The sequence below is a fragment of the Brevibacillus sp. DP1.3A genome (assembly GCF_013284245.2).
GTDB lineage: Bacteria > Bacillota > Bacilli > Brevibacillales > Brevibacillaceae > Brevibacillus.
Map to the genome: position 1 here is coordinate 959555 of NZ_CP085876.1, position 12989 is coordinate 972543.

A 12989-nucleotide genomic window follows, 5' to 3' on the forward strand; every position below is an offset into this window, starting at 1 on the left:
AGAAAGAGCCACCCATGATGGGTGGCTTCTTCTATTCTCAAAATAACTCGATAACGGTAATACTGACATTGGCTGTTTGTGGAGGGAACGGTTCTGCAAAAAAGACTGTTCCGATGATTGCCGCCACGAGGTTAAGGACACTGAGTGCCCCGACAGGAGTCGTTATCATAGCGGAATAGGTAAAGGCTAGGGGTGTTTCAGCAATAATCGTATATCCAGAACCTGGAACAGGAACTCCATTCAGTGCGAGAAACATGGCAGAAGGTGTGTTGTTCGTCATATTGACAGAATGAGTGACAAAGTAAGTATGGCCGCCTGCCAGTAAGATATCAGGTGAGCCTGCAACATGGGTAATATCGGTTCCCGTTATGACGCCGTTGTTACTGAGGGCGACAGGCTGATTAGCAACGGTTGTTATAACCGTAGTCAAATTATAGACATGCGCACTATTGGTCAGTTGTGGTCCTGTAGCGCCAGTGGCTCCTGCTGTCCCAGTGGCTCCGGTTGTTCCAGTGGCTCCTGCTGTCCCAGTAGCCCCGGTTGTTCCAGTAGCCCCAGTGGTCCCAGCTATCCCAGTAGTTCCAGTTGCACCAGTGGCTCCGGCTATCCCAGTAGCTCCAGTTGCACCAGTGGCTCCGGCTATCCCAGTAGCTCCAGCTGTCCCAGTGGCTCCGGTTGCACCAGTGACTCCGGCTGCCCCAGTGGCTCCAGCTGCCCCAGTAGTTCCGGCTGTCCCAGTGGCCCCAGTAGAACCCGTAGCTCCAGTTGGTCCGATTGAAATAGGCGTGTTTAATATACTATCAAGTTTACTTTGCAAGATGCTTTCCTTTTGCATGATGGTTTTTATCGTGTCTTGTACACTTTGATTGACATTCAAAAGATCGCTGATCGTTGCTGGCGGGATGGTAACTCCTGGAAGCGTACCCAGAATAAACGGAAGCTTTTCCCTCTCCGCGTTAATGATATGTCCTAACCCTAGCTCTTCTATAGCGATTGAGGACAATAACAAATTAATCGCGTCGGCACGCGTGAGTGTTATGGTCGGAGTAATATTTGGCAAATTGGCTTGTGACACGGTTATCCCTCCTGAAAATCATAAATAGAACTCGTCCCATTGTTCAAATGTGTTCGTGTTGTTATATAAATAATTTTTCCTAAATATCCATATAAAGGTAGGTAAAAACAAATTCGTTTTGGTACATATAAATCAGTGTTGCCGGATTGTATAGGAATGGGGGATATCTCCGCTGTGGCTATATTAGGCTATGAACGGGAGGGATGCATGGTGCAACATAAAGGGAAATGGATAATCACCATTGCGATGGCAGTATGTCTGGTGGTCTTTGGTTTTGGCAATCAACAAACATTGGCGACTGAGCCAACCAAAAAGCCAGTAATAAATGTGTTGGGTAGCGATCCTGTCAATATCAATTCAGACCGAAGCTTTGTCGCCGTTCAAGGAGAGTGGATTTTTTATAACAACGATGGCTTATACAAAATCAAAAAGGATGGAAGCTCCCTTCAAAAGTTGAGCAGTGATTGGGCTGATAATTTGAATGTCGTAGATGACTGGATTTACTATACGCGCAATAAGCCTTTTAAAGAAATCTATCAGCTGGAGATGCCCAATTACGATATCAATGGTACGTATGAAGATGTAACGGAGCTCATGAAAATCAAGACAGATGGCAGTTCGAAAACAGTCATCAAAAGCGGTAGTCTTGCGGAAGGGGATCGCAATAACGTATACAGATTGTATGTAGTGGGGGATATCATCTACTACGCAGACGGCTACGGTCCTTTGTACCGGATGGACACGAATGGCAAAAATCAGAAGAAGCTGCTTGACCAGTATGATGAAGTTTATTTCTATCAGGATTGGCTTTTCTATACCAATGAAAGTCGTCAATTATATAAAATGAAGCGGGATGGTACGCAGAAAAAGGTAGTAAGCAAAGAAAAAGAGATGACCCTTATCGGTCTGTCTGGTGATTTCATTTACTACACAAAATGGGTAAACGATAAAGGCGTCGTCGATGTTTATAAAATCGGACTAAAGGATGGGAAAACCGCTCTCGTCAAGAAAGGGTTGCCTCCAGCAGAAAATCCGATCATTGTCGCTGGGAAGCATCTATACTACATCTCAGAAATAAAGGACGCACATACGGTAGGCAGAATGAATATGGCGGACGGCAAGACAACCCCGCTGTATCCATTAGGTAGCATTTCCAGTCAAGCAATAAACATCGGGGGAGATTTTATCTTTTTTTACGACTATCAAGCTTCCGATCGTGATAAAAGAGAACTATTCAAAGTGAAGATGGGCGAAAACAAAGTGGAAAAGGTAACCCCAAAGGCGAAGTAAGGATAAGAGCCACCCCAAGGCGGGTGGCTCTTTTGTTATGGGCTAATTTCTCGGGGCATGAAGCTGACTTCTTTTTCTCTCCCACTTCTTGTACATGAGCACGGAGCCAAACATGAATATAGAAGCGATGAGCGCACTCACGGGCAGCATGACTACCATTTCGTCCGGAAAGACAAAAGGAAGAAGTGGAAATGCGTATGCAGCTGGGACACGCATGCCGACGATGCGTAATAAAACAAGCATCAAAAGCATGTCGAGCAGCGTGACAATCACCCACGAATCAATCGCAAAGTAGAGCAATGTACCGACTGTCGCCGATATGGTTAACACCAGTCCGAGCTTGAAGGCCATCTTGCCGTTGAACATCGGCTTGTGAAGAGATTCATATACAACGACGAGTATGGGCGGAATTGCTGCTAACTGTGGGTAACCAGCCATCCAACAAAAACCGATCCATACGAAAGTCAAAATCAAGAACACGAGCATATACTGATACGGTATCTTCACTTTCTTCTCCAGGCCGCCATTCAGTTTGAAGGCGAGAACGCCAAGCATGATGATGAAGGAAAGCATGACGACGGAGATCATAAAAGACCATTCAACTGCATTCGTGACCAGAGGTAATAAGCCAGTGGCAAGGGATGGTCCAAAATTCGATTGGATGATTCGTAAAAAGAGCATCATGAGTACGAGTGTGATGCTGACTTTTCCAAGGTACGGCAAGTCTACTTGATTTATAGCAAATCCGATTGCAGCCGTAATCGACGGAGCCACAAAAATTTTAGAAGGTTGTCTGATCCATCCTGGTTCTCGGTATACCCATATACCAATCGCCATCGCTGCTATTTCAGGTAGAATGACTTCGGGATCATCGAGTATGACGGAAGCCGCTACCATGAGCAAGATAAGCGCTATGGCAATGATATAGGAAAGAATGGTTTCATTCTTCGATATCACTGAATTCATTCTGACTAACTCCTTTTCGTTTGGATTATCCTTTATTATGGCAAGGTTTGTGGAAGGTTATTGTGCCAATGGGAGCAACATTGTTTGTAACAAAACCGTCACTAACAGTGGAAAAGCAGCACCCAGAAGAGGGGTATAAACAAAATCAGAACGGCATAAGGTATGGGGTATTACCTAGACGGATGAAGGGCATGATGATCATTTCGTGTTTGATAGAGGTGAAAAATGGGCAGACCAATAAGGGAGCATTCCGTTACGAAGTACACCCAGTATACCGATAGGGGGAATATGCAATTGTTGAGTTCATTTAAACCGCTAAAGAGAATCGAAGAAAACAGCAAGATTGTACAGCAGACGATACAGTACATAGGGAATCAAAAAGTCAGTACGATTACGATAGAAACGCCTAAAAAACTACCTAAATGTAGGTAGTTTTTTCCTATTTGTAGAATCTGAATATAATGTTAAAATAATGTAAAACTTTACCAGGAGGAGAGGTTTACAGGTGCTAAAGAATCTCGTGCAGAGCCATGTAAAGATTGTTTTTTCTGTTCTTGGCATCTTGTCCGTTCTGGTCTCATGGCTCGTATTTGAATTGTTAAAAGGTTTGCTGCCAGATTTGATAGCAGTCATACATAAGTGGATGTTTCAACCGATCGAATGGCTGCTTATCCTAGCACCGCCACATGAGGAAAACAAACTAGCGTCATTAGGCTCTGTTCTAGGCTTGTCTATCTTGTATTCCGCCATTTTGGCAGGTATGGTATTCATCGTTTTGTTCATCTGCGACAAGATTAGAGGGAACGACATCGAGTTCCAGATGGAAGTGAAATATTGTGAGAAAGAATTGGCTAATGCGATTTACAGTTTGGATGGCAGCGGTCAATCAACAGCTATTATTAATGCGAATGCGATCACGTTTATGAAGGCATTTGAAATGGAAGTAAAGACGATTTATGGATTGAAACCGGACGAGCTATGCTGTTATTGGATCGTACCTACGAATAATGACAAGCAGTTTGAAGTGTTTTACTTAACCGAGTTGAAAGATTTTGACACAGTACGTACGCTATTACTGTCTTCCATGCTTCAAGAGGATTGCAGAATTGCCGATAAACAAGTAAAGGGACGTATTCAAAATACGGATATTGAACAATTTGCAATTGTAAAAAACTTCGGCAAGTTCAGGCTTGGATTCGCGGTCGCTGTTTACAAGAATGACACATTTACTCCCGAAAATATGCAGGAGTTCGAGCGGTTGACTACGTATATGTTACTATTAGGATTTGTTACCAAGTTTGTTAATAAGGTCAAAACCTTAAAGAGAGCTAGTTAGGAGTGGGATACGATGAAATTAGCTGAGTTCTTCGCGAAAAGAGGCAACGAAACTGCTGTTTACTCGAAAAATCTCTCTTCCAAGAAGAAGATTCCCAACAGCAAATTTACTCCTGGCTTCGCTAGCTTAAAACAGATTGTAGATGAGCATAGTCCGAATGAGCGACATGATAATAAAGTGGTTGGAGGAAAATGACACTGCCTGTGGGCAGTGTTATTTTTTGTTTCGGGATACTTGGGATAGAAGAAAAGCCACCTGCTAAGGGTGGCTTTAGTTTTGGGAGATCTCTACACTGTGTTTGCTCTTCCTGTGGGACCATATCAGGACAGGGACCAGCAACAGCGATAAAGCGCCTCCGGCAAGTGAAAGTGTTGCATAGCTGGCATTTGCGACGACCATACCAGATAGGGCTCCACCGGATGCACCAGCCAAGGCAATCAATACATCAACCGTTCCCTGCGTTTTCGCACGAGTGGCGGGCTGCGTTGCATCTACGATGAGCGCTGTGCCACTAATTAATCCAAAATTCCAGCCCAGTCCGAGCAGCACAAGAGCGGTGATGAGTAGCGGCATCGAATCGGCTGGGGCGAAAGCAGCAGTCATGCTGGCTGCAAGCAGTATGACACCTGAAGCATATGCCATTGTGGAGCGACCGATCTTGTCAACGAGTACACCCGTCAAGAGAGAGGGGAGGTACATCGCACCGATATGAAAACCGATGACGATGCCTACTTCAGAGAGACCATGTCCGTGGTGCTTCATATGCACAGGCGTCATTGTCATAATGGCCACCATGACGATCTGCGTCAAAATCATAACGGTGGCTCCCACGATGATTCCACGGTTGTTGCTTGCAAGCTGATTCTCATTCAGACAGGACGGCGAGCTCTGATCCACCTGTTGTGCTTTTGCGATTGCTTTCGAAACGATGAACGGGTCCGGTCGAAGCAAAACCCAAAATACGAGACCAGCGAGGATAAAGGCTGCGGCCCCCAAGATAAAAGGACCAGCCAGTGCGGGGACACCGATGGATGTAGCGAATCGTCCCATGACTTCCACCAGGTTTGGTCCTGCAACGGCCCCGAAAGTAGTGGAGACCATGGCAATACTTACAGCAGTCGCTCGTTGTTTAGGCTTTGCCAAGTCTGTGCCTGCATAGCGGGCCTGTAGGTTAGTAGCGGTGCCAGCCCCATACAGAATTAAGGAAGCAAACAGAAGGACAATACTGTTTGCGACGGCTGCGATAACCACCCCAATTGCGCCAATACCTCCGGCTAAGAAGCCGCTAGCGAGACCCAAACGGCGTCCAAAGCGTTGAGAGAGTCGACCCACCAGCAATGCAGCGACAGCAGAGCCAAACGTGAGCAATGCGGAAGGGATGCCCGCGAGACTTTCCGAACCGAGCATATCCTGAGCGAGGAGAGCCCCTACGGTGACACCTGCCGCAAGTCCTGCACCGCCAAAAATTTGTGAGATGACAACGATCCAGAGCGTTCGCTTGTATAGTCTTTGCTGTTTATCTGGGGAGTCGATGTAGCTTTGTAAATCTTCAGGTTTGAGTGACATCTGATCCACCTTTCTATGGAGAGAAAGCTTTCGTGAAGTTATGAAATTTCAGTCATCCTTTCGTGTGGAAATGACTGGGGAATTTGCATTCAGTATAGTATTGGCGACGGGTAAACACAAGGAGAATCCAGCTTAGTAAACACTTTGCAAAAGCAAAAACACCGGATATTTTCTATCCGGTCAGCGTGTAGAGAAAGACCCCTTTCGCAAAAAAGGGGTCTTTTCATGTGGTTTTAGACGACATCATCTGTATGCCGTGGCTCAACGGTGTTCAATGTCTTCAGATCAAGATGACTTATGCGCTCAGGATCGGAGATCAAGTCGACTTCCGTAATCTTTCCGTGACTCATTGTAAATTTGAGTACATAGAGCAATTTTCCTTGAGGAGCCACAATGATTCCTACTGTTCCGTTAACAAGGGCTAGTTGTGCTGCTTTCTGTGCACGTCCCGAAACTTGTTTCGCTAGAGCAACCGCTCCTCGCGTTACTCTTGAAGAGCCTGTTTGACGATCGTCACGAAGTATAACGTGCGGATCGAGCGCAGCTACTAGAGTATCGAAATCGCCAGCATGCGCTGCGGCAAGAAAAGCTTGAACGACGTCGCGTTGGAGAGCATGGTCGACTTCCTGCATTGCTTTCGCCCCGCGAACACGGTGGCGTGCCCTGCTCGCAAGTTGCCTAGTAGCGACCTTTGACTTACCTAAAATAGGCGCAATCTCATTGAAGGGCATGGCGAAAACATCGTGCAGCACAAACGTGATGCGTTCCGCAGGGTTCAAATTCCCAAGCACGACTAGCAATGCAATACCGACAGAATCAGCCAATATGGCTTCTTGTTCGGGGTCAATAATATTCTCTTGGCTTGTGAAAGCATCGGGCAATTGAGTTTCTATCGATTCTTCGCGCCTAGATTTTCGCGAGCGTAACATGTCGAGACAAACCCGTGAAACAACGGTGGTCAACCATCCTCCCATGTTCTCAATGTCGCTTGCATCCACACGACTAAGACGTAACCAAGACTCCTGTACCGCATCCTCCGCTTCGCTCAATGATCCAAGCATTCGATAAGCGACTGCCTGAAGGTGCTTTCGGTGTGATTCGAATATATTTGCCAACCAAACCTGTTCGCTCATCATTTAAACTCCCTCGCACAAAAATAAAAAAGCCTATATAAATTCTGACGGATGAACTCTTAGCAATGTGACAAATACCGATCATTTAATTTTGTCACAAGTCCCGTGGGGCGATTTGTCAACATAGTAAGGACAAGAATGGATAGTCCTGCTATGATCGTTCCCGATGTGACTCAATCCTTACAAGCCCTGGGCAAATCTCTATTTACATCCGCATAGAAAACAGGTATTCCGAGCCGTACGCTCTTCCTTGCCTATCTTCGGCCAAGCCAAATCAATGATATTTGTGGAGGGCATGGCCGCGAAACCCGAGCAAGAGCCTGCATCTAACTTGCTTTTGCTAGGTGTAGTGCTATCTTTTTCATGTTTTAACCTGTTGCTGGAATCAAAAAATGGCTGTCGACTATCTCGACAGCCCGACCGGCCATTTTCTATCCAGTGCTTTTTCTTCATTTTCCTACGATAAGCAATAGCTCACGGAGGTTTTGTATGAGGATTTGATTTTCTTCCAGCGTACCTACACTGATTCGAATATGCTCCGGTAACCCCCAAGTGTCTCCGTACCGCAAAATGATGCCTCTTTCCAGCAGCTCTTGATAAATCCTACCCGCATTTGGTCCCAATTTTGCCAAGATAAAATTAGACATACTCACGGTATAAGGGATATTCATTTCAGCGAATGCATCATACAGCTGCTTACGGCCTTTGGTGTTTTCCGTGAGGGATATTTCAAAATGCTCCACGTCAGCAAGGGCGGTAATGGCGGCTGTTTGTGCCAATGAATTGACGTTAAACGGCTCTTTTACTTTCAGGATTTTTTGGATCACCGAAGGGTGAGCGACACCAAATCCGACTCGAATACCGGCAAGCGCGTAAATTTTCGAGAAGGTTTGCAAGACGAGAACAGGGTATCCTTGGCGGACAAATTCAATTCCCGTTGTGTAGTCGTCAGCCGTTGCATAGTGACTGTAAGCAGCGTCGAGTACTACAAGCACCCCATCTGGCAGTTGGTCTAGCAATGCCGTCAAGTCCTGACGAGACAAATAGGTGCCTGTCGGGTTGTTTGGGGAACAAAGGTAGACAAGCTTTGTTCGATTCGTGATGGCTGCCAAAATGGCGGAAACATTGAATGCATAATCGGCCTCAAGCGGAACCGTTTTGATGACAGCTTCCATGAGATGTGCGCCGAATTCATATTCACTAAAGGTCGGAGAAGGCACGACGATTTCGTCCTCAGGCTCCAAATAGGTTTCGGAAATGAGCTTGATCAGTTCGTCACCGCCATTCGTGACGATTAAATGCTCCGGACTTAACTCAAGATGATCAGCCAAGTGCTCTTTCAGCGTCGTTGTATTGGCATCCGGGTAACGATGCAGCTCCGGGAGCGCACCGAGAATGGCGCGGATGATCTTTGGGGATGGGCCGAGTGGATTTTCATTTGAGGCTAGTTTAATGATATGAGAGAGTCCGTACATTTTTTTAATCTCCCAAATCGGCATTCCAGGTTGATAGGATTGTATCTTTTCTAATGTTTTTCGCGATTGTGTCGTGGGTAGTTTTTTCATCTATATGGCCTCCAAAACTTCATGGTAGCAACACTGTAAGTGAAATCTCCAGCAGTGTAACCAGCCAATTCGCGAAAGATGAAACAGACCAATTACGAGGTAGGTGTTCCGTACAAATAAAGTTGTAGACTGTAAAATAAAGTACTAGACCGAAAAATAAAGTGTTAGACTGGCGCCAGTTATTCAACTAACGGACAGTTTAGTGATGGTGGCTACCGCCAAAAGTCTTGGAATCACAATAAAGAAGAGAAATACACTAAACATCAAATTCGGTTATATCGTTTTAGAAGAGTTCTACTAATAAGTCATAAGTCCATCTCCATTTTTCTACATAGTCGGTTCTAAGGCGCCGATTTTAATTCCGTGGAACAATTCAAAAAACGGCCGCTGTTCGCATCATTTGCGACAGGACCGTTTTTTGTTTTTCGTACGCTAGCTTCAAATTGCTATTCTTGCCAAACACTCATAGGGTCCCATTGTTTGATCTGATCGCCATATTTTCCGGCCAAAAAAACTTTCATGTCTTCCAGCTTAGCAGGCACCTCGTTCCAAATTGGAAGGGGTGGTAACCCTCGTTTGCTTTTCAATAGGATATCCACTGTAACATACAAGCGTTCTGGCTGAATCCAATGAAGGAAGCGGGAAATATCAATTTGCTTTGTCAGGGACAAGGAATCAATTTCGTCATTGTAATGCTTGTTGAACTCACTGATCAGGTTCAGGAGGTAGTCTCTCTGCTCCTTCACGAAGTCCAGGCCGCAGATGGCACCATGTCCTGGAACAACGATTTCGGGTTTAATTTCATCAATAATGCGATCAAGCACTTTAACCCAATTGAGGGTTCCCTCTTCGCTGTATGCCGTACAACCGTTAAACACGACATCGCCAGCGAACAGCACTTTTTCTTTTGGCATCCACAGCAGCAAGTCACTGTCAGAGTGGGCCGGAGCTACGTTGTAAATCATAACTTCCGTATCGCCAAGACGGATGTTGATATCGTCCTTTATCTCAATATTCGGGAGCACCCATTCTACGCCTTCCAGGTCGAATCCTTCAAATTCCGCTGCAAAAAACCGCTCGCCCGAAGTCGATTCCGGAGAATCCTTTCCTCTTCTGATGACGCTGTCCATCCAGGCGATATTTTCGGTGAAACGCTCTCTGGCCGCTTCCTTGTGCATAATAATACAAGAATCTTTAAACACTTTGTTTCCCCAGGCATGGTCGCTGTTATAGTGCGAGTTCACCACATATGCGGGAGAGCCACCGTTGCTTACTTCCGTAAAAGCCTCCCGCATTTCCCGCGCATGGAACAAATCGAAGAACGTGTCATACACCAGCCCTTCACCCTTGTTGATGAACCCGGCATTGGCCCAACTGATGCCGCGATACGGCGAAATACCGGCGAAGACGCCATCTGCGACTTCAAAAAATTTAACGCGAGGTTTTTGGATAATACGTCCATACTTCATGAAGATTCTCCTTTGCGTCTATGTTTTTGGGGTAAGGCGTACGAACTATGTCTGTATTATAGAGAATGGAAAATATAAATGCAAGCGTGCGCTTGCGTGCATTTACTCCATGCTTTACGATAGTAACAGAATAACAACACACTACATGGATGGAGGCGCTGCAACATGAAGCTAGTAACCTTTCAAACCAAGACATCCCATGAACCTTTGTTTGGGCTTGTAGTTAACGAGGAATTTGTTGTGTCTTTTGCTGCAATCATGAAAAAGCAGGGAACATTCTTTGATAGTCTTGAAAGTATGGACAGCTATCTTCATTATTTGCCAGCAAGTTATGATGCCGCTAAGGAATTGATGCAATATGCTGTCGAACAGCCGCACCAATTCAATGAAAATGAAATCTGTCCGATTGTAGCGGTAAAACTGCTGCCGCCGGTTCCGAATCCGGCTGCGCTTATCGATTTCGGGCTGACGCCAAGACATCTAAGAAATGCTGGCGTAAATCTGCTGCAAAGAGAATATACAGGACCGGAAAGAGAAGAGCTTAAACAAAAAATTACCGAAAAATTCCAGAAAGACCCGAATAAAGTAATTTTCAGTTATTACAAGTGTAACCATAATGCATTAATTGGCGATGGGGATACGATTCATTGGCCTTCGTACTCTTCCTACCTGGATATCGAGCCGGAGCTGGCCTTTGTTACAGGGAAGGGGAATTGTATTGCAGGTTATGTTATTTTTAACGACAGTACAGTCCGCGATGTGCAGTGGCCGGATTTCCAGGCGCTGACCGGACCGACGCGCTGCAAAGATTTTGATCGCAGCAAAGGAATAGGACCATTTCTGGTTACGCCGGATGAAATCGACAACCCGCTGGGACTGGATGTGGATGTACGTATCGGGGAGAGACTGCACTGGAAGGGAAGCACATCCGAGTATTCTGCACACCCTGTAAAAGTGATGGAGGAGGTTCTCAAAGTTTTCACGCCGCTCCCAGGCACGATTATAGGAATGGGGACGATACCGGATTGCTGCTCAATCGAGACTGAACAATGGCTGTTGCCCTCTGACCGAATCCAGATTACATTCGGTAAATTAGGCACGCTCACACAATTGGTGCCTGATCATGTAAAGATTACGGAACCAAGCCGCTGGGAAAAAAGAAGCGATTTACTTTAAGGCTCAATCCCAAAGGTAGTGCTTGATTCAATTTTAACCATAATGCGCATAGTTGCATTCTACGAGAAGACCTTGCACGTAACGTTCGCGGTTTCGAGTAAAATAGTGTCTACGCTGAAAAGCTTTTATTCGATTGTTTCGCCCCTCAACGGCAGCGTTCGTCCAGCGACAACGATGGTAATTCACTATTCCGGCTAGTGCATTTACTGGGATTGTTGATGCCTTGATGCTGGAGTTACTCTATGATTCAAGTCCAGAGCGAATTAACGAGAAGCTGGAGTCGGCTTGGACAGTCTTTTGGAGAGGAATTTCCAAGTAAGAAGTGAACAATTAATTTCAACGACTATAATGAAATTAATCTCGGTATACTGATTGTGCATCTGTCATTCCCCACAGTTGGATTGGTCGCACAACCATCTTACGGAATGTTCAGATGTTTTTCTATTATTCAAGCACTATGTATTGGATTGATCCTACTTTAAATAAACGTTTATGAAAATGATGAACCCCGACCCTGCTGAATATGCAAAACTTGTAGTAGAATAGGTTTAACATATGCAAAAGGAGAAAGACAATGCATACTTCAGACAGAATCATTGAAGCCGCGACACGGCTCATCAAAAAGAAGGGCTATCGGGGAGTAAGCACCAAAGCCATTGCAACGGAAGCTAAAGTCAATGAATCTACGATATTTCGGCAATTTGGAAGCAAGCAAGGCATATTGGAAGCCATTATTGAAAGCCATTCGGATTTCCCGCAATTTGAGAAACTGTTAAAAGAGGACGCAACCGATAATCCGGAAGTCGATCTGCTGAATGTAAGCCGGCAGTACCGTTTGTTTTTCCATAAAAATGCGGATATCATTTTGATTGGCATCCGCGAAAAAGGAATGCTTCCCGAATTGGACAGAGTGCTGGCCGATCCGCCAGTGAAGCTGCACTCCTTGCTGGTTGAATATTTTGAGCGCCTGCAGAAGAAAAAAGTTATAGCCAGACAGGATGAACGTCTTGCCGCCATGTCTTTTCTCTCGATGTGCTACGGATTTCAGATGAGCGAGCTGATTCACCGGCAATATCAGTCTCAACTCGTAACCGGGGAAGAGTTCTATAAGTACAGTGTCTCATTGTTTGTTAAAGGAATTTTGTCTCAGTCATAAGCTTTGTTGATTTATTTAAATACGCCGAAGACTGCTTGCGCAGCTCTAACTCTAGAACAAGGCGTTAACGGGTATCGATAGCTCAATAAACCAGGCCAGTCTAACACTTTATTTTGTGTTTTGACTGGCCTTTTTGAATGGAAGGATTGAATAGTCTAATACTTTATTAGTTTCGAACAGTAGGACACAAATTGGATGGTTCATAAAAGTCAAGATTGGATCATGAAGGAAGGAGCCGCTTACCTTATAATCAGCCC

12 protein-coding genes are annotated in these 12989 nt (G+C 45.3%); 5 read left to right on the forward strand and 7 right to left on the reverse strand.

Annotated elements, in window-relative coordinates; genetic code table 11:
* Positions 1-37: 37 nt before the first annotated feature.
* Complete coding sequence (locus tag HP399_RS31080; protein ID WP_228088441.1) at positions 38-1075, reverse strand: alpha-helical endospore appendage domain-containing protein; 1038 nt, start codon at positions 1073-1075, stop codon at positions 38-40.
* Positions 1076-1282: 207 nt separating this feature from the next.
* On the opposite strand from HP399_RS31080, the gene HP399_RS04260 reads away from it, so the two are divergent.
* On the forward strand, positions 1283-2365 hold the full coding sequence (locus HP399_RS04260; RefSeq protein WP_173616898.1) for a DUF5050 domain-containing protein: 1083 nt from the start codon (positions 1283-1285) through the stop codon (positions 2363-2365).
* 42 nt (positions 2366-2407) lie between these two features.
* On the opposite strand, the gene HP399_RS04265 is transcribed toward HP399_RS04260, so the two are convergent.
* Positions 2408-3331, reverse strand: coding sequence for a hypothetical protein (locus HP399_RS04265; RefSeq protein ID WP_173616897.1), 924 nt, complete (start codon positions 3329-3331; stop codon positions 2408-2410).
* A 505-nt stretch (positions 3332-3836) separates the two neighbouring features.
* Between HP399_RS04265 and HP399_RS04270 the strand changes: the two genes are divergently transcribed.
* Positions 3837-4667, forward strand: a complete 831-nt coding sequence (locus tag HP399_RS04270) for a hypothetical protein (protein ID WP_173616896.1) — start codon at positions 3837-3839, stop codon at positions 4665-4667.
* A gap of 12 nt (positions 4668-4679) precedes the next feature.
* Positions 4680-4862, forward strand: a complete 183-nt coding sequence (locus HP399_RS04275) for a hypothetical protein (protein ID WP_007723975.1) — start codon at positions 4680-4682, stop codon at positions 4860-4862.
* A gap of 75 nt (positions 4863-4937) precedes the next feature.
* Here HP399_RS04275 and HP399_RS04280 read toward each other — a convergent pair whose 3' ends face one another.
* The 4 genes from HP399_RS04280 to HP399_RS04295 all read right to left on the reverse strand — a co-directional run bounded on the left by HP399_RS04280 (position 4938) and on the right by HP399_RS04295 (position 10400).
* Positions 4938-6233, reverse strand: a complete 1296-nt coding sequence (locus HP399_RS04280; RefSeq protein ID WP_173616895.1) for an MFS transporter — start codon at positions 6231-6233, stop codon at positions 4938-4940.
* Positions 6234-6466: 233 nt separating this feature from the next.
* Complete coding sequence (locus HP399_RS04285; RefSeq protein WP_173617011.1) at positions 6467-7366, reverse strand: sigma-70 family RNA polymerase sigma factor; 900 nt, start codon at positions 7364-7366, stop codon at positions 6467-6469.
* 449 nt (positions 7367-7815) lie between these two features.
* On the reverse strand, positions 7816-8931 hold the full coding sequence (gene hisC / locus HP399_RS04290; protein WP_173616894.1) for a histidinol-phosphate transaminase: 1116 nt from the start codon (positions 8929-8931) through the stop codon (positions 7816-7818).
* Between the two features lie 446 nt (positions 8932-9377).
* Complete coding sequence (locus HP399_RS04295) at positions 9378-10400, reverse strand: MBL fold metallo-hydrolase (protein WP_173616893.1); 1023 nt, start codon at positions 10398-10400, stop codon at positions 9378-9380.
* A gap of 165 nt (positions 10401-10565) precedes the next feature.
* Here HP399_RS04295 and HP399_RS04300 point away from each other — a divergent pair, with 165 nt between their 5' ends.
* Complete coding sequence (locus HP399_RS04300) at positions 10566-11576, forward strand: fumarylacetoacetate hydrolase family protein (RefSeq protein ID WP_173616892.1); 1011 nt, start codon at positions 10566-10568, stop codon at positions 11574-11576.
* Between the two features lie 33 nt (positions 11577-11609).
* On the opposite strand, the gene HP399_RS04305 is transcribed toward HP399_RS04300, so the two are convergent.
* Positions 11610-11762: a transposase gene (locus tag HP399_RS04305; protein ID WP_255653915.1), complete on the reverse strand. Its 153-nt coding sequence runs from the start codon at positions 11760-11762 to the stop codon at positions 11610-11612.
* A 388-nt stretch (positions 11763-12150) separates the two neighbouring features.
* Between HP399_RS04305 and HP399_RS04310 the strand changes: the two genes are divergently transcribed.
* Positions 12151-12732, forward strand: a complete 582-nt coding sequence (locus HP399_RS04310; RefSeq protein WP_173616891.1) for a TetR/AcrR family transcriptional regulator — start codon at positions 12151-12153, stop codon at positions 12730-12732.
* Positions 12733-12989: the final 257 nt, after the last annotated feature.

Coding starts and splice junctions, on each gene's coding strand:
- HP399_RS04260 (WP_173616898.1), top strand. CDS start 1,283: ATGGTGCAACATAAAGGGAAATGGATAATCACCATTGCGATGGCAGTA.
- HP399_RS04265 (WP_173616897.1), bottom strand. CDS start 3,331: ATGAATTCAGTGATATCGAAGAATGAAACCATTCTTTCCTATATCATT.
- HP399_RS04275 (WP_007723975.1), top strand. CDS start 4,680: ATGAAATTAGCTGAGTTCTTCGCGAAAAGAGGCAACGAAACTGCTGTT.
- HP399_RS04280 (WP_173616895.1), bottom strand. CDS start 6,233: ATGTCACTCAAACCTGAAGATTTACAAAGCTACATCGACTCCCCAGAT.
- HP399_RS04285 (WP_173617011.1), bottom strand. CDS start 7,366: ATGAGCGAACAGGTTTGGTTGGCAAATATATTCGAATCACACCGAAAG.
- hisC (WP_173616894.1), bottom strand. CDS start 8,931: ATGAAAAAACTACCCACGACACAATCGCGAAAAACATTAGAAAAGATA.
- HP399_RS04295 (WP_173616893.1), bottom strand. CDS start 10,400: ATGAAGTATGGACGTATTATCCAAAAACCTCGCGTTAAATTTTTTGAA.
- HP399_RS04300 (WP_173616892.1), top strand. CDS start 10,566: ATGAAGCTAGTAACCTTTCAAACCAAGACATCCCATGAACCTTTGTTT.
- HP399_RS04310 (WP_173616891.1), top strand. CDS start 12,151: ATGCATACTTCAGACAGAATCATTGAAGCCGCGACACGGCTCATCAAA.